Consider the following 16,701-nt stretch of genomic DNA (forward strand, 5'->3'; position numbering starts at 1 on the left):
GATCGAGTCCTCAAGGAACGCATGCTCAAACCCATCCTGCTCGTCGAAGACAATCCGAACGACCTGGAACTCACGCTGATAGCCCTGTCGAAGAGCCAGCTCGCCAACCAGGTGATCGTCGTGCGCGACGGCGCCGAAGCGCTCGACTACCTGCACCGCCGCGGCGAACACGCGCAGCGTACCGCCGGCAACCCGGCAGTGGTGCTGCTCGACCTCAAGCTGCCGAAGGTCGACGGCCTCGAGGTGCTGAAGGAAATCCGTACCACCGACGGCCTGAAGCCGCTGCCGGTGGTGATGCTGACCTCGTCGAAGGAAGAACAGGACCTGGTGCGCAGCTACGAGCTGGGCGTGAACGCCTATGTGGTCAAGCCGGTCGATTTCACGGAGTTCGTGCGCGCGATCGCCGACCTCGGGATCTTCTGGGCGGTGCTGAACGAACCGCCGCCGGGTTCGCAGAAATACATCAAGCCGAATAAATGAACTAGCCCACGCATGACAAAGGCGTCAGCTTGCCCGGCGCCGCAGCAGATGACGGATACGCGCACTCAGCGCATCCGGATGATAGGGTTTCTGCAGCAGGTTGACGCTCGCATCCAGCTTGCCCTCGTGCGCCAGCACCCCTTCCGCATATCCCGAGGTATATAACATCTGCGCCTGCGGCAACCGGGCGCGCACCGCGTCCCCCAGCTGCAGGCTGCTGACAGGCCCCGGCATGATGACGTCGCTGAACACCAGGTCGATCTGCTCGCCGCTTTCCACGATCGCCTTGGCCACCGCCGCATCCGGCGCCTCCAGCACCCGGTAGCCGAGCGCCGACAAAATGCCGCAGGTGGCGCTGCGCACGTCTTCCTCGTCCTCGACCACCAGGATCGTTTCCGGCCCGCCCAGCAGGGGCGCAGCCGCCACGTCCTCGAACATGGCTGGCGCCGCTTCGCTGCGCGGCAGCCAGATGCGCACGCTGGTGCCCTTGCCCGGCTCGCTCTGCAGCACGATCTCGCCGCCCGATTGCTTCACGAAACCATAGGCCATCGACAGGCCCAGCCCCGTGCCCTGTCCGGTCGGCTTGGTGGTGAAGAAGGGTTCGAAGGCGCGTTCCAGCACGTCCGGCGCCATGCCCTTGCCGGTGTCAAGGATCTCGATCATCACGTAATGCCCGGCCGCCAGCGACGGCGGCAAGTCGCTGTCCGGCCCCGCATTGGCGGCGCGGATCGTCAGCGTGCCGCTGCCGCCCATGGCGTCGCGCGCATTGATGGCCAGGTTCAGCAGCACGTTGTTGAGCTGGTTGGGGTCGACCAGGGTGCTGCCCAGCCGGTGCTCGATCTCGGTGACCACGCGCGCGCGCGGGCCGAGCACGCGCCGCATCATGTCGTCCATCTCGCGCAGCAGGTGGCCCGGATCGATCACCACCGCCTGCAGCGGCTGGCGGCGGGCGAAGGCCAGCAGGTGGGAGGACAGCTTGGCGCCGCGCTCGACGCCGGTCAGCGCCATGTCGACGCGCGCCTTGCCGGCATCGTTCAGGTTGCCGACCAGTTTCAGCAGCTGCAGGTTGCCGCCGACGATCTGCAGCACGTTGTTGAAGTCGTGGGCCACGCCGCCCGTCAGCTGGCCGATCGCCTCCATCTTCTGGGCCTGGAACAGGGCCGACTGGCTGGCCGCCAGCTGCTCCTGGCTGTGGCGCAGCGAGACGAAGGCGGCGTCGCGCTGGCGGCGCGCGACGAAGGCGTCGCTGTGGTAGCGCACCCGCGCCACCAGTTCGCGCGGATCCGGCCACTTCACCAGGTAGTCGTTGGCGCCGACCGCGAAGGCCTTGGCCTTGATGTCCGGATCATCTTCCGAGGACAGCACGATCACGGGAATGTGTTCGGTGTCCTTGTCGGCGCGAAGGCGCCGCGTGACTTCCAGGCCGTCGATCTCCGGCATGCGCAGGTCGACCAGCACCACCGTCGCCCCGATCTCGCGCGCCAGTTCGACCGCCATCTCCGGCCGGCTCGCGAAGCGCAGGGTATGCGGCGCACAGCCTTTCAGGCCATGCGAGATGATGTCTTCGGCAAAGGGTTCGTCGTCGATGAGGAGGACGGAGCAGGCGCTGGATTCGTCTCGGGTCATTGCAACTGCAGTAAGGTGGGCAAAATGTGACGCGAATTGCAAAATAGTAAGCTTTAATTTTACACCAGGCACGCTGATGATGACGTCCATGCAGCAGGGATACCCGACTATTTATGCCGATGTTGCCATATAGCCATCAGCTGCTTATCTTCTTCCCTGCTTCTTGTTGGCCGTGAAGGTGCGGGTGTAGAAGCCGGGCGGCTTGTTCGCGACCCAGCCGATGAAGGAGCGGATGTCTTCGTGGCCCTTCAGTGCATCCCAGGTGTGATAGGCGCGCAGCAGTTCGCGTTCGGAAAAGATCGAGTGGATCTTGCGGTGGCAGATTTTGTGGATCGGAAACTGTTCCCTGCCCTTCAGGGACTTGGGAACGAGGTGGTGCCGGTCGATGTGCTCGGCGCCCAGCGGCCGGCCGCACAGCGGGCACAGTGCCTCGCCTTCGGGCTCCGGGGAGGTGTCAAGCGTGTCGGGAATGCGGGAACGGCGCGCCATGCCCTTCATATCGAGGCGTGCACCGCCGTTTAAAGAGTCGGGTCGGGCAATGCCCGGCACGACGAGCACATTAACGCGCCGGCGCCGCCACCACCAGCCGCGAAAAACTGGCGATGCTGGCCGCCGCCGCAAACACCGCCGCGATGGCGATCGCATACCAGGTGCCGCGCAGGTGGAACACGGTCAGGCAGAAGGCCACCAGCGCGGCCCCCGTCGATTGCCCGATCAGGCGCGCGGTCGCCACCATGCCGCTGGCGCTGCCGCTGCGCGAGGGCGGCGCGCTGGCCATGATCGCCTTCACGTTGGGCGCCTGGAAGAAGCCGAAACCGATGCCGCACACGGCCATGCGCCAGCCGATGTCGAAGGCCGAAGGCGAAGCCGGCATGCCCAGCAGCAGGGCCAGTCCGGCCGCCAGGATCATCAGGCCGACGCCGCCCAGCAGGCCCGGCGAATAACGGTCGCTGAGGCGCCCCGCCACCGGCGCCATGATGCCGACCATCACCGGCCAGGGCGTCAGCAGGAAGCCGGTCTCCACCGGCGTGCGGCCGAGCTGGCTCTCGAAGTAGAACGGCAGCGCGACGAAGGCCAGCGCCTGCGCCGCGAAGGTGCAGATCGCGGTCAGCGTGGACAGGGTGAACAGCGGCAGGCGGAACAGGTCCACCGGCAGCAGCGGCGCCGGGTGGCCCTTCTGGCGGCGGATCAGCAGGAAGAAGAAGAACAATGCGATCACGGTCTCCGGCAACAGAGTGCGCATGCCGACGCGGTGGGCCGCATCGCCCAGCGCCAGGATGGCCATGCCGAAGGCGGCGACGTTGTACAGGCCGGCCACGCCGTCGACCTTGTGGCTGGCGCGCGGCGATTCCGGCAAGGCTTTACGGGCCAGGAAGAAGCCGAGCACGCCGGGGAGGACGTTGATCCCGAACAGCCATTCCCAGGACGAGACGCTGAGGATGATCGATGCCAGGCTGGGGCCGATGGCAAAGCCGATCGCCACCACCAGCGCATTGTTGCCGAAGCCGCGTCCATGCAGCTTGGCCGGATAGACGGTGCGGATCAGCGCCGAGTTCACGCCCATCAGGGCGCTCGCGCCCAGGCCCTGGAACAGGCGCCCGGCGATCAGGACCGGCAGCGACCAGGCCAGCGCGCAGGCCAGCGAAGCGGCGGTGAAGATGACCATGCCCGCGATATAGACCCGCTTGTAGCCGATGGTCTCGCCCAGCGCCGCCACCGGCAGCAGGGTTGCGACCATGGCCAGCTGGTAGGCATTCACGATCCACACCGAATCCGCCGGGCTGGCGTGCAGCTGCTGGGCCATGGCCGGCAGCGCCGTATTGGCGATGGCGGTATCGAGCGCGGACATGCCGACGCCGAGCGACAGGACGATCACGGCCCAGATGAGCTGGGCTCCCGAAAGGCCGTCCACGGGTGTCGCGGATTTCTCGTAAGTATTTGTATTTACGGCGTTTTTCATGCTCGTCCCGCGACAAAAGGACGATTATATGGGGCTTGAGCGAGGTCTGCTGGAGAGGGGGCGAAAACGCTGGAAGAGGTTGCGCGCAACGCAAAAAGGACAGCATTAAGCAGCCCTGACGACTTTCACACTTCCGAATTGACCAACGACCAGCGAAATTCTCAGTTTCGGGATAAAGTTTAATTAATAATCAATCAAGTTTCCGCATAGCTTATTGTAATCTTTAAAGGATATCAAATAGCATCAACTCTCCTACAAGGTCCTTTATGAAACTCGAACGAGTTGAATAATAATTCGCTGCAGACAGTTGTGATTCAATCCACTCGATGAATTTTTCATCTTTATCCAAACCAGAAACCGTCTTGAGATTGTGCTTTTTCGCGTAATCTGAAATATGCTTTTGGAAACGGCTAGAAAGATCTACTCGTTCTTCCCGTCCAAAACCGGCACCGCGACCCAAATTCGTATTATTGCGTATTTCAATCCTAATCTTAGTCATCTCAGCTTGAATTTCCGTGAGCATCTCTAGAGCGACTTGATCGGGAGAAGCATCGGCTTGAGTCAGAGAGGCAACATGAAACGTTCCAAAGTTCTTTAGAAAAGTTGAATTTTTTGAATCTAAAGACGCAAGATATGTAGCCCGAACTTTATCGGCCAACGCTTTTTTAAATGCAACTATTTTAGAAAACCTTAGGTCTCTTGGGTAAGTAAGATGTTCAATGACATCGCTAACCAGTCTGGCTTCAAATTTGGGCGAATCTATCGACGAAATCGATTCTTCGATCAATGAACGAACCTCTGCCCAGTGCTCGGTGGAGCAACCTGGTTGCGCAGAGATAGGCATGATTATTCCACACGCCAGTTTGGACCCGTTTGCTTGAGGACCTTGCCCGCCGTTATTAACATCAGCAAGTTCTTTCGGAGCTTTGTCGTTCACTTGTGTCTCTCTATTCAGCCATCCGCCGTCAACCAGGGCAGAGCTTCGGCAATTAGTATTGTTCAATAGCGGCCAACTCTACCATTAGTTGCAATAGAAATATATGAAAAACATAACTGCCCACAAAAAACAAAAAGGGCCGCAGCTTGCGCATGCGGCCCTTCCGAAATCCTGGCTCCCCGACCTGGACTCGAACCAGGGACCTGCGGATTAACAGTCCGTCGCTCTACCGACTGAGCTATCAGGGAATTGAGGCTCGCATTATAGCGGCTCAGTTGCCGTTTGACCAGTGCTCGTGCACGGGGTCAGCAGGGCGTGCTGGGACGCGGTGTGAAAATCGCGCCAGACCCGGTTGACGGGCGTGTCCTCGCGCGCCGCGTACAGGCCGCAATATGGGTAGAGCGCATCGACCGCGCGGCGCGATGCGTTCACCCATTCCATCGACAGCGCCTGCATCTGCGCGGCCTCCTCAATGCCGACCGGCGCGCCTTCCACGACCTGGGCCCAGGTCGCATCCAGCCGTGCGTAGAAGCGCTCGCGCACGGCGTCGAGGGAAGCACGGGTCGAGTCCAGCAGCGCACGCACGGCCGGCACCTCGATCAGGGGCTCGCCCTGCCCGCCGAAGCGGTTGCGGCGGTGCGCGATGCATTCCTGCGCCAGCTCGACGAAGTGATGCGCCATGCCGGCCACGTTGGCCGCCAGCGTGACGAAGGCAAAGGGAAGAAACGGGAAACGGTACAGCGGGCCTTGTGCGCAAGCCCTGGCCGGGTCGATCCCGAAACCGTGGTCGGCGTGGATCCATTGCCCGGCCACGCGATAGGCATGCGAGGCGGTGGCGCGCAGGCCGATGCTGCGCCAGCGCGGCACGATCTCGACCAGTGCGGCCGGCACCACGAAGGCCTGGATGCGCGGATTGCCGGCGGCGTCCAGCAGCGGCTCGCCCTGCTCGCGCAGAACCGCGTTGAAGGTGAAGTGGGTGGCCATCGGCGCGCCGCTGGCGTAGTCCCACAGGCCGTCGATGCGCCAGCCCGCTTCTCCTCCCCGGCTTTCGCGGTCGGCGTAGCCGGTCGGTGCGCCGCTGCCGGCCAGGCAGACCTGCGGCGTCGCCAGGATCCCGGCTGCGAGGCGCGGCGGCAGGAAGCCGGCAAACCAGCCGGCGCCGGCGCACAGGGTCACGGTCCAGCCCATGCTGCCGTCGACGCGGGCGATCGCCTCTTCCAGCCGCACCACCTCCGGCAGCGCCAGCTCGGCGCCGCCGACCGCGCGCGGGGCCAGCATGCGGAGCCAGCCGCGTTCGTGGATCAGGGCTTGCTGTTGCGGGCGCAGCCAGCCTTCGGCATCGGCCCGGGCGGCGTGTTCGGCAATTACGGCGGCATCGTTCAAGGAAATCATCGGCGTGACCTCGAAAAGCAAAAAGGCCGCTTCACTGAAGCGGCCTTTTCATGTTCTGGCTCCCCGACCTGGACTCGAACCAGGGACCTGCGGATTAACAGTCCGTCGCTCTACCGACTGAGCTATCAGGGAATTGAGGCACGCATTATAACCGCTGGACCGAATCTGGCAAGGTTTTTTTATTTTGTTATAGTGCTCGCTTCCCTCCACACCATCCACTGCAATGACGAAAGCACCCATCCTCGGTACGCCCCTGTCTCCCTCCGCCACGAAAGTGATGCTGCTCGGCTCCGGCGAGCTCGGCAAGGAAGTCATCATTTCCCTGCAGCGCCTCGGCGTCGAAGTGATCGCCGTCGACCGCTATGCCGACGCGCCGGGCCACCAGGTCGCGCACCGCGCCCACGTGATCGACATGACCGACGGCGAGGCCCTGGCCGCGCTGATCGCACAAGAGAAGCCCGACCTGGTCGTGCCGGAAATCGAGGCGATCGCGACAAGCAAGCTGGCCGAGCTCGAAGCGCTAGGTGCCATCACCTGCATCCCCACCGCCCGCGCCGCCCAGCTGACCATGAACCGCGAAGGCATCCGCCGCCTGGCCGCCGAGGAACTGGGCCTGGCCACCTCGCCCTACCGCTTCGCCAGCAGCCTCGAAGAGCTGAAGGCGGCCTGCGCCGAGATCGGCTTTCCGAACGTCGTGAAACCGGTCATGTCCTCGTCCGGCAAGGGCCAGTCGAAACTGGACAGCATGGATGACGTCGAGAACGCCTGGAACTACGCGGCCGCCGGCGGGCGCGTGGATGCCGGCCGCGTGATCGTCGAAGGCTTCATCGATTTCGACTACGAGATCACCCTGCTGACCGTGCGCTCGTCGAACGGCAACGGCGAGATCGTCACCGGCTTCTGCGAGCCGATCGGCCACAAGCAGGTCCACGGCGACTACGTCGAATCCTGGCAGCCGCAGCCGATGAGCCCGCGCGCCCTGGAGAGCGCGCGCGAGATCGCCAGCAAGGTCACCGCCAGCCTGGGCGGCCGCGGCGTGTTCGGCGTCGAGCTGTTCGTGAAGGGCGACATGGTGTGGTTCTCGGAAGTCAGCCCGCGTCCGCACGACACCGGCATGGTGACCATGGCGACCCAGGTCCAGAGCGAGTTCGAACTGCATGCCAAGGCTATCCTCGGCCTGCCGGTGAATCCGGAACTGCGCGCGCCGGGCGCCTCCGCCGTGATCTACGGCCAGCTGGAGCAGGCCGGCATCGCCTTCGAAGGCGTGGCCGAGGCGCTGCGGGTGCCGGGCTCGGACATCCGCCTGTTCGGCAAGCCGGAATCCTTCGCGCGCCGCCGCATGGGCGTGGCGCTGGCGACCGCGCCGGATATCGAGACCGCGCGCCAGCGTGCGCTGGAGGCGGCCGGCAAGGTCAAACCGGTATCCGGCAAGAAGAACTAAGCGTAAGGCTGGGGTCGTAGCTCCACTTCCGGACTTTCCGGGCCGTGATCAGCCTGGTGTCCGGATGCGCGGGGTTGACGAGCACGTTGAACTCTTCGTTGACGACGACCGAGGGTACGAAGATCAGCGCGCTGCCATTGGCCTTGACCCAGCCGTCGCCCGCGTCCAGGCTCACCTTGCCCGCCGGGATGGCATCCCAGCCGACCGGCGGCGCATCCAGCCGGCGCGCCCTGTCCCAGACCGCATCGGGAATGGACAGTTCCACCAGATAACGGCTCAGCGGCAGGCCGCCCGCCTTGATGTGGTTGAAAGTTTCCAGCACGGCCAGCGAAATGGTCGTGGCACAGTAGAGCATGGCATTGCCGGGCCGGTTCCAGCGGCCGCCGGACAGCTTGGCGCCCGCGCCGGAGAGGAAGAGTAGATCAAATGAGCAGGCCACACGAGCAAGCCACGAAAAAAAGGCCGCTTCGACTGAAGCGGCCTCTTCTGAATTCTGGCTCCCCGACCTGGACTCGAACCAGGGACCTGCGGATTAACAGTCCGTCGCTCTACCGACTGAGCTATCAGGGAATTGATGTTGCTATTATAGCTTCCCCATCGCGACTTGCACAGAGTGAGTTTCCAACCGTGCATGCCTCGCTGAGGCTTGAAACCTGGCTCCCCGACCTGGACTCGAACCAGGGACCTGCGGATTAACAGTCCGTCGCTCTACCGACTGAGCTATCAGGGAATTGCCTACTTGCTCTTCCAATTCATGCGTGCTGAATCGGAAGAGCCAAGAGTTTAGAGAACTTTTGCGATCGCGTCAACGACCCGATCGATGTTCTTTGAATTCATCGCGGCAACGCAGATGCGGCCGGTGTCCACGGCATAGATCGATTCCTCGCGCAGCTTGCCCACCTGCTCCTTGGTCAGACCGGAATAGGAGAACATGCCGACCTGCTGGCGCACGAAGCCGAAGTCCGTGCCAGGCGCTTTCTCGCCCAGCTTTTTCACCAGCTCTTCGCGCATCTCCTTGATGCGCACGCGCATGCCGGCCAGTTCCTCTTCCCACAGCCGGCGCAGTTCCGGGGTCGACAGCACGGTGGCGACGACCTTGCCGCCGTGCACAGGCGGGTTCGAGTAGTTGGTGCGCACCACGCGCTTCAGCTGCGACATCACGCGCGCCGCTTCTTCGCTGGATGCCAGCACCACCGACAGCGCGCCGACGCGCTCGCCGTACAGCGAGAAGGATTTCGAGAACGAGTTCGACACCAGCAGCGGGCCGCCGGCGTCGACGAAGCGGCGCACCACGGCGCCATCTTCGGCGATGCCCGAGCCGAAGCCCTGGTAAGCCATGTCCAGGAAGGGGATCAGGCCGTTCGCGCGCACCACGTCGATCACCTGGCCCCACTGGTCGGCCGTCAGGTCGGCGCCGGTCGGGTTGTGGCAGCAGGCGTGCAGGACCACGATCGAAGCTTCCGGCATCGCTTTCAAGGAGGCCAGCATGCCTTCGAAATTCACGCCGTGGGTGGCCGGATCGTAGTAGCTGTAGTTGTTGACGTCGAAGCCGGCGCTTTCGAACAGCGCGCGGTGGTTTTCCCAGCTCGGGTCGCTGATGTAGACCGCCGAGCCCGGCGAGAAACGCTTCAGGAAGTCGGCGCCGATCTTCAGTGCGCCGGTGCCGCCCAGGGCTTGCACGGTGACCGCACGCTTCTCTTGAATTACCGCGCTGTCGGCCCCAAATACGAGTTCTTGCACAGCCTTGTCATACGCACCCAGGCCTTCGATCGGCAGATAGGTGCGGGGCGCAGGTTGTTCCATCAGCATCGCTTCCGCCTTGCGTACACATTCCAGCAGGGGCACTTTTCCGTTGTCATCGTAGTAGACGCCGACGCCGAGATTGATCTTGGCCGGATTGGTATCTGCATTGAAGGCTTCGGTAATGCCCAGGATGGGGTCGCGTGGGGCCATGGCGATGGCGCCGAAGATGCTGGCAGGAACTGTGGAATTCATCGTGATAAACTCTGGTTTGTCGGCTGGGTTCGCAGCGGTTGTATAGACAGCGGCTTGGATGTTGCAGTGCCGCAGGCGGATTCCCATTCTAGCAAAGGTCTGAACTCATGGCAGAACTATCGGTCGCAAATTCCCCCGCGCCCACCGTCATCACTTTCCCGGATTCTCCGTTCAAGCTGCACCAGCCCTTCCCTCCCGCCGGCGACCAGCCGACCGCGATCCAGGGCCTGATCGAGGGCATCGACGACGGCCTGATGTACCAGACGCTGCTGGGCGTAACAGGCTCCGGTAAAACGTACACCATGGCCAACGTGATTGCCCGTGCGGGCCGTCCGGCGATCGTCTTCGCGCCGAACAAGACGCTCGCGGCCCAGCTCTACGCCGAGTTCCGCGAGTTCTTCCCGCAGAACGCGGTCGAGTACTTCGTTTCCTACTACGACTACTACCAGCCGGAAGCCTATGTGCCGCAGCGCGACCTGTTCATCGAAAAGGACTCGTCGATCAACGAGCACATCGAGCAGATGCGCCTGTCCTGCACCAAGTCGCTGATGGAGCGCCGCGACGTCGTCATCGTCGCCACCGTCTCGGCCATCTACGGTATCGGTAATCCGGACGAGTACCACAAGATGGTGCTGACCCTGCGCGCCAAGGACAAGGTCGCACAGCGCGACGTGATCGCCCGCCTGATCCAGATGCAGTACACGCGCAACGAGATGGACTTCGCGCGCGGCACCTTCCGCGTACGCGGCGACACCATCGACATCTTCCCGGCCGAGCACGCGGAACTCGCGATCCGCGTCGAGATGTTCGACGACGAGATCGAATCGCTGCAGCTGTTCGACCCGCTCACCGGCAAGGTACGCCAGAAGATCCCGCGCTTCACCGTCTATCCGGGCTCGCACTACGTGACCGGGCGCGCCACCGTCCTGAAAGCCGTCGACTCGATCAAGGCCGAGCTGCGCGACCGCCTCGAATTCTTCCGCGAACAGGGCAAGCTGCTGGAAGAGCAGCGCCTCGAGCAGCGCACCCGTTTCGACCTCGAGATGCTGGCCGAAGTCGGCTTCACGAAGGGCATCGAGAACTACTCGCGCCACCTGTCCGGCGCGATGCCGGGCGAACCGCCGCCGACCCTGATCGACTACCTGCCGAAAGACGCGCTGATGTTCATGGACGAGTCGCACGTGATGATCGGCCAGCTGAACGCGATGTACAACGGCGACCGTTCGCGCAAGACCAATCTGGTCGACTACGGCTTCCGCCTGCCCTCGGCGCTGGACAACCGGCCCCTGAAGTTCCAGGAATTCGAAAACAAGATGCGCCAGTGCATTTTCGTCTCAGCAACGCCTGCCGATTACGAGAAGGAGCATGCCGACAACGTGGTCGAGCAGGTGGTGCGTCCGACCGGCCTGGTCGACCCGCAGGTGATCGTGCGCCCGGCGCGCTCGCAGGTCGACGACCTGATGGGCGAGATCACCGACCGCATCGCCAAGGACGAGCGGGTGCTGGTGACCACGCTGACCAAGCGCATGGCCGAGCAGCTGACCGAATACCTGAGCGACCACGGCATCAAGGTGCGCTACCTGCACAGCGACATCGATACTGTCGAGCGCGTCGAGATCCTGCGCGACCTGCGCCTGGGCACCTTCGACGTGGTGGTCGGCATCAACCTGCTGCGCGAGGGCCTGGACTTGCCGGAAGTCTCGCTGGTGGCCGTGCTGGACGCCGACAAGGAAGGCTTCCTGCGTTCCGAGCGTTCGCTGRTSCAGACCATCGGCCGCGCCGCGCGTAACCTGAACGGCGTCGCGATTTTGTACGCCGACCAGATCACCGACTCGATGAAGAAAGCCATCGACGAGACCGAACGCCGCCGCGCCAAGCAGATCGCCTTCAACGCAGCGAACGGCATCACGCCGAAGGGTGTGAACAAGAAGATCAAGGACATGATCGACGGCGTCTACAGTGCTGCCGCCGCCAAGAACATGGCTGAGGCCGAAGAGACCGCGAAGATCGAAGGCATGAGCGAGAAGCAGATCTCGAAAGAGATCAAGCGCCTCGAGAAGCTCATGGTCGACCATGCCAAGAACCTCGAGTTCGAGAAGGCGGCCCAGGTTCGGGACCAGTTGCATGTGCTCAAGCAGCAGGCTTTCGGGGCGCCGGGGGCGGACAATGTGGTGTCGATTCTGGGCAAGTAAGCCTTGATCGCCCCCAAAGTAAAAAGCGGCCCGCGGGCCGCTTTCTTCATGCACGTGCAGATTACTGCTTGCGACGACGGCGCAGGCCGCCCAGCATCGCACCGCCCAGGGCCAGCAGCGCCAGGCTGCCCGGTTCCGGAACGAAGGTGATGTTGCCGTCGGTTGCTTGCTGCAGGTAGTCGGTGTAGGAACCCAGGATGATGCCGCCGAACAGGGTGCCGAAGGTGCCGGCCACCTGGCTGGCGAACAGGCGGGTTTCGAAGGTGTTGTTGGCAACGACCATCAGCTCGCCGTACAGCTCGACGAAGGACGGACCGCCCGAATCGCCGCCGCCGATGCCGGCTTCGACGCCGTTCGGCAGCGCCACGGTGCAGATGTTGAAGTAGGTGCAGAAGGTGTCCTTGCCGTTGCCGTCGAAGTCGGCATAATAGACTTCGTTGCCGCTCTTGATGCCCTCGTCGTCGCCCTCGAAATAGTCGGTGACGTTCTCGCCGACACGCTTGGTGTCGTAGCGCGGAGCGACGTAATGGCCGTTGATGCCGTCGCCCGAGGTGCCGTAGCCGGCCATGATGATGTGCGAGCCGGCGACCAGCTCGGTGGTGGCGACCTTGTAGATCTTGGCGCTGGCCGGTGCGTCCTTGCTCAGGGTGATCACCGAGATGTCGTCGTTCACGCAGCCCTTGCTGCCGTCCGGGCAGTTGTTGAAGCCTTGGTAATCCGGATTCATCGAGACCTTCGAGGCCGAGATGATCGAGTTGTAGGTGCCGTTGCTGTTGAAGGCGACCAGCACGCTGTTGTTCGGATTCTTCAGGTCGATGACCTTGCCGTCGCCATACTGGTCGACGCAATGGCCGGCCGAGATGACCTGGCGTTTGCCGACCAGGGCGCCGGAGCAGATGTAGTAATCGTTGCCGTACTGGATCTGGATTGCGACCACACCGGAAAACTTCGAGGACGACACGTTCGGATCGACGTGCGCGGCCGGGGTATCCGGCAGTGCGCCGGCGGTAATGACCGGGGTATTGATTGCACCGGCGATGCCGGCCTGCGCGGCACCGCTGATCCCGAAGAGTGCGCCGGTGGCGATGGTGATACCCAACAGCTTATTGAACGACAGTTTCCGATTACGCATTTTTTATCCTTTGTAGTAACAGCGTTATGTCTGCGGCACTTTGTAAGCTCGCGCGGATAGTGCATGCAGGAACTATGCCAGAAAGAAAAGATGCTTAAAAATTAATGACATACGGAAACGGCACTTCACGAATACTTACCAGTTGTAAATTTTTCCGACAGTAAATGCACAAGAAAAAACCGCAGGTCCTCGCGGAGCCTGCGGTTCGGGCTGGGGGTGCCGCTGCCTTATTTCACGTCGAGCAGGCTGACGTCGAAAATCAGGTTGGCGTTCGGCGGAATCGGCCCCGCGCCGTTGTTGCCGTAGGCGAGCGCGGCCGGCACCACCAGGGTGCGCTTGCCGCCCACCTTCATGCCGACCAGGCCCTCGTCCCAGCCCTTGATGACCTTGCCGGCGCCGAGCTGGAAGGTGAAGGGCTCGCCGCCGACCGAGCTGTCGATCTGGAGGCCATGCCGGCCCGGCTCCTTGGGCGAATACAGCCATCCGGTGTAGTGCACGGTCACGGTGGAACCGGCCGCGGCGGCCTTGCCCTTGCCGACGACGGTGTCGGTTTTCTGCAGCGGCCTGGCGGCGGCGGCCACCGGAGCCTTGGGGATGGCCGCAGCCTGGGCGATGGCAGGACCGAGGGCCAGGCTCAGTCCAAAGGCAAGTGCGGCGCGCGAAAGAATGGAAGTCATCGGGATTTGCTCTGCTGGTTGGGAAAGGGTGGCACTAGTATTGCCGACGTGCAGTATTTGTACAAGCGACAACGCTATTCACCCTTTCTCCGTGTTAATGTTGAGGCAGACTAACCCGAAAGAAAGGACATCACCATGCAAGCCCGATTCATTGCCGCCGCAGTGCTGATCCTCCTCGAGGCCGCAGCGGCGCCGGCCTTTGCCGCGCCCGACGTCAACTACCTGCAGAACGAACTCGACGGCCGTGGCCGCTGCCTCGGCACGGCCGGTCCCGACGTCGCCATGATGGCCTGCAATAAATCGCCGACGCAGCAATGGTTCGCCACCCGCGGCGAGCTGCCGGGCTTCGACAAATTCCACACGGTGGCGGACGGCGAGACCGTCTGCCTGGCGGCGCACCCGAACGACCGCAAGAACGTGCTGGTGATGGAGCCCTGCAGCCGCGCCGACAGCCAGCAATGGACGATCGAGCGCCTGAGCGACGTGCCGCGCCAGATGCTGCTGACCAATCGCGAAACCGGCGCCACCCGCTGCCTGGAAGCGCTGCAGACCGGCATCAGGATGACGCCCTGCAGCCGCCGCCAGAACGGCCACCGCTGGCACAGCAATTACGAACCGACGATGTAAAGCGCTTTATTGGACGTCGAGCAGCTCGACATCGAAGATCAGGTTGCTGTTCGGCGGAATCGGGCCCGCGCCCTGCTCGCCATAGCCCATCGCGGCAGGCACGATCAGGGTGCGCTTGCCGCCCACCTTCATGCCCTGCACGCCCTGGTCCCAGCCCGGGATGACCTGGCCGGCGCCGAGGCGGAAGCTGAAGGGTTCGCGGCCGATCGAGGAATCGAACTGGGCGCCATGCTGCAGCTGGGCACTCGGCGCGTACAGCCAGCCCGTGTAGTTGACGACCACGGTGGAACCGGCCACCGCTTCCTTGCCGGTGCCGGTCACGGTATCGATCTTCTGCATGGCGATCGGGGTCGCGTCGGACGGCGCCGCGGAAGGCGCGTGGCCGCGCTTGCAGCCGGCCAGGGTGAGGGAAAGCGCCAGGCCGAGGGCGCACACGGAAAGCAGCTGTTTCATGTTCTTGTTCTTTCGTAGTGATGGATGCCGGCGCAGGATACACCCCGCCCGCCCCTAGGGCAACGGCAGGCGTGCAATACCGCCCAGGATGCGGTCGGCGGCGCGGCCGACGCCATCTTCGAGCGCCATCTCCTCCGCTACCTCGTGCGCCCGCTCGCGCATGGCCGGCGCGCAGGCAGCGGCAATCAGCGCGGCCGGATCGGCGCCGGCGAATTCCTCCATCGGGCAGGTGAGGCCGATGCCACGCGCACGCAGGCGCCCGGCCCAGAAGAACTGGTCGCCGGCAAACGGCACCGCCACCGAGGGCACGCCGGCGCGCGCCGCCGCATGCGTGGTCCCCGCCCCGCCGTGGTGGATGACCGCGGCGGTGCGCGGGAACAGCCATTCGTGCGGCGTGTCGCCCAGCACCAATACGTCCGGCGGCAACCGCGACAGGTCGACGCCGCTCCAGCCGGGATAGAACAGCACGCGACGGGTGGCGGCGATTCCGCAAACCGTCTCCAGCAGCGTCTGCGGATCCATGCCCGCCATGCTGCCGAAGCCGATGTAGACCGGCGCCTCGCCGGCGGCCAGGAAGGCGGACAGCGATGCCGGCGGCTGCCACCCGGCGGCGGCGGGAAGCTGCCAGCTGCCGGTCAGCTCGACCTCGGCCGGCCAGTCGTCAGGACGCGGCAGCAGGGCCGGCGAACAGCCGTACAGGGTCGGATAGCCCTGCCACAGGCGCCGGCGCGGCGCCGCGCCGAACACGTCCCTGCGCGCCGCGTTCACGGCCGGCCGGAACATCGCCCAGGTCAGGCTGTTGAATGCCTGGTGCGTCAGCCGGTTGGCCCAGCCGGGCAGCCTGCGCGGACGCAGGAAGGCGGCGCCGAACTCGCGCGTGGGCGTCAGCGGCCACAGCGCGGTGCCGATGCAGGGAATGGCGAGCGCCTCGGCCACGGCCAGGCCGACGAAGGCCGCCAGGCCGGAAAACACCAGCACGTCACTGCCCTGGGCCGCCGTGCGCGCGGTCGCCATCCACGCCGTCGTGTGCTCGCGCGCGAGCCGGGCGCAGGCGCGCGCGACCCGCGACATGTCGGCGCGGCCGTCGATGGATTTGGCGAGCGTGCCGCCCGGCTGCACCGCCTTGCGGATGTCGCCGGCCAGGGCCGTGAACGGGATGCCGTGTTCGCGCGCCAGCGGGGCGCAGGCGCGGTCGGCCAGCAGCCGAGCTTCGTGCCCGCGCCGGATCAGTTCTCTGGCGAGCGCCGCCAGCGGGCGCGTGTCGCCGTCGGTGCCATAGGTGAGGAAAGTGATCTTCATGTCATGCCTTGCTTGTCGAAGGCATGATTGTCGGCCTGCTAGCCGAGGCGAGGCTTGTACAAATCCGACATCGTCATCGTGACCGTCGCGTCACAGCCGGTAAGCCCAGTAATCGCGGTCGGAAGCGATGCTTTCTTCCAGGCGCGAAGGCGGCAGTCCGGCCAGTTCGCGCAGTTCGCGCGCCATGTGGGCCTGGTCGGCGTAGCCCAGTTCGGCCGCCAGCGCGGCCAGCGTCTCCTTGGGCGCGGCCGGGTCGCGCAGGGCGTAGACGGCTTCGTTCATGCGCTGCAGGCGCCGCGCCTGGGCCGGCGTGACACCGATCCGCTCGCGGTAGCGGCGCTGCACCTGGCGCTCGCCGACGCCGAGCGTGCGCGCCGTCTCCGCCACGCCTTCGTGGCTGGCGATACGGCGCAGGCTGCGGCCCAGCGCCGCGTCCCAGCCGGCGCGGCGCTCGCGCCAGCGCGCGGCAATCCACGCCTCGATCCATGCG

General features: G+C 64.2%; 16 protein-coding genes and 4 tRNA genes. 4 read left to right on the plus strand and 16 right to left on the minus strand.

The window, feature by feature from the left end:
* The first annotated feature begins 21 nt into the window (after positions 1-21).
* A complete protein-coding gene (locus AC1DIX_RS05615; protein WP_442121854.1) occupies positions 22-480 on the plus strand; it encodes a response regulator in 459 nt (152 codons plus the stop codon).
* Between the two features lie 24 nt (positions 481-504).
* Here the strand turns inward: AC1DIX_RS05615 and AC1DIX_RS05620 are convergent, their stop codons facing one another.
* From AC1DIX_RS05620 to AC1DIX_RS05650, 7 genes are all read right to left on the minus strand, one after another.
* The gene (locus tag AC1DIX_RS05620) at positions 505-2,106 is read right to left on the minus strand and encodes a response regulator (RefSeq protein ID WP_477322631.1); all 1,602 of its coding nucleotides are present in this window, start codon (positions 2,104-2,106) and stop codon (positions 505-507) included.
* A gap of 144 nt (positions 2,107-2,250) precedes the next feature.
* Entirely contained in the window at positions 2,251-2,595 is a 345-nt protein-coding gene (locus tag AC1DIX_RS05625; RefSeq protein WP_477322633.1) for a hypothetical protein, read from the minus strand.
* 70 nt (positions 2,596-2,665) lie between these two features.
* Positions 2,666-4,066 carry an MFS transporter gene (locus AC1DIX_RS05630; protein WP_477322635.1) on the minus strand — a complete coding sequence of 467 codons (1,401 nt, stop codon included), beginning with the start codon at positions 4,064-4,066 and terminating at the stop codon, positions 2,666-2,668.
* 223 nt (positions 4,067-4,289) lie between these two features.
* Complete coding sequence (locus AC1DIX_RS05635; RefSeq protein WP_477322637.1) at positions 4,290-5,003, minus strand: hypothetical protein; 714 nt, start codon at positions 5,001-5,003, stop codon at positions 4,290-4,292.
* Positions 5,004-5,175: 172 nt separating this feature from the next.
* Positions 5,176-5,251: transfer RNA gene (locus AC1DIX_RS05640), tRNA-Asn, on the minus strand.
* A gap of 13 nt (positions 5,252-5,264) precedes the next feature.
* On the minus strand, positions 5,265-6,395 hold the full coding sequence (locus tag AC1DIX_RS05645) for an acyl-CoA dehydrogenase family protein (RefSeq protein WP_477322639.1): 1,131 nt from the start codon (positions 6,393-6,395) through the stop codon (positions 5,265-5,267).
* Between the two features lie 56 nt (positions 6,396-6,451).
* Positions 6,452-6,527 (minus strand) — tRNA-Asn (locus AC1DIX_RS05650).
* A gap of 91 nt (positions 6,528-6,618) precedes the next feature.
* Between AC1DIX_RS05650 and purT the strand changes: the two genes are divergently transcribed.
* Positions 6,619-7,836, plus strand: coding sequence for a formate-dependent phosphoribosylglycinamide formyltransferase (gene purT, locus AC1DIX_RS05655; protein WP_477322641.1), 1,218 nt, complete (start codon positions 6,619-6,621; stop codon positions 7,834-7,836).
* On the opposite strand, the gene AC1DIX_RS05660 is transcribed toward purT, so the two are convergent.
* The 4 genes from AC1DIX_RS05660 to AC1DIX_RS05675 form a co-directional block, all read right to left on the minus strand.
* Positions 7,808-8,275 carry an RES family NAD+ phosphorylase gene (locus AC1DIX_RS05660; protein ID WP_477322643.1) on the minus strand — a complete coding sequence of 156 codons (468 nt, stop codon included), beginning with the start codon at positions 8,273-8,275 and terminating at the stop codon, positions 7,808-7,810. The two genes, purT and AC1DIX_RS05660, sit on opposite strands and share 29 nt — an antisense overlap.
* A gap of 55 nt (positions 8,276-8,330) precedes the next feature.
* Positions 8,331-8,406, minus strand: a tRNA-Asn gene (locus tag AC1DIX_RS05665).
* Positions 8,407-8,490: 84 nt separating this feature from the next.
* Positions 8,491-8,566, minus strand: a tRNA-Asn gene (locus AC1DIX_RS05670).
* Positions 8,567-8,619: 53 nt separating this feature from the next.
* Positions 8,620-9,831 (minus strand): amino acid aminotransferase, encoded by a 1,212-nt coding sequence (locus AC1DIX_RS05675; RefSeq protein ID WP_477322645.1) that lies wholly within the window; start codon positions 9,829-9,831, stop codon positions 8,620-8,622.
* Positions 9,832-9,938: 107 nt separating this feature from the next.
* On the opposite strand from AC1DIX_RS05675, the gene uvrB reads away from it, so the two are divergent.
* Complete coding sequence (gene uvrB, locus AC1DIX_RS05680) at positions 9,939-12,023, plus strand: excinuclease ABC subunit UvrB (protein ID WP_477322647.1); 2,085 nt, start codon at positions 9,939-9,941, stop codon at positions 12,021-12,023.
* 61 nt (positions 12,024-12,084) lie between these two features.
* Here the strand turns inward: uvrB and AC1DIX_RS05685 are convergent, their stop codons facing one another.
* On the minus strand, positions 12,085-13,155 hold the full coding sequence (locus tag AC1DIX_RS05685) for a trypsin-like serine protease (RefSeq protein WP_477322649.1): 1,071 nt from the start codon (positions 13,153-13,155) through the stop codon (positions 12,085-12,087).
* 227 nt (positions 13,156-13,382) lie between these two features.
* Entirely contained in the window at positions 13,383-13,832 is a 450-nt protein-coding gene (locus tag AC1DIX_RS05690; protein WP_477322651.1) for an FKBP-type peptidyl-prolyl cis-trans isomerase, read from the minus strand.
* A gap of 135 nt (positions 13,833-13,967) precedes the next feature.
* On the opposite strand from AC1DIX_RS05690, the gene AC1DIX_RS05695 reads away from it, so the two are divergent.
* Positions 13,968-14,459 (plus strand): ricin-type beta-trefoil lectin domain protein, encoded by a 492-nt coding sequence (locus tag AC1DIX_RS05695; RefSeq protein ID WP_477322653.1) that lies wholly within the window; start codon positions 13,968-13,970, stop codon positions 14,457-14,459.
* Between the two features lie 6 nt (positions 14,460-14,465).
* On the opposite strand, the gene AC1DIX_RS05700 is transcribed toward AC1DIX_RS05695, so the two are convergent.
* The 3 genes from AC1DIX_RS05700 to AC1DIX_RS05710 form a co-directional block, all read right to left on the minus strand.
* Positions 14,466-14,912, minus strand: coding sequence for an FKBP-type peptidyl-prolyl cis-trans isomerase (locus tag AC1DIX_RS05700; RefSeq protein ID WP_442121869.1), 447 nt, complete (start codon positions 14,910-14,912; stop codon positions 14,466-14,468).
* A 54-nt stretch (positions 14,913-14,966) separates the two neighbouring features.
* On the minus strand, positions 14,967-16,211 hold the full coding sequence (locus AC1DIX_RS05705; RefSeq protein WP_477322655.1) for a glycosyltransferase: 1,245 nt from the start codon (positions 16,209-16,211) through the stop codon (positions 14,967-14,969).
* A gap of 90 nt (positions 16,212-16,301) precedes the next feature.
* Positions 16,302-16,701: helix-turn-helix domain-containing protein (locus tag AC1DIX_RS05710; protein WP_477322657.1), on the minus strand; the 400-nt coding region annotated here is incomplete at its 5' end.

It is taken from the genome of Massilia sp. 05N420 (assembly GCF_056397205.1).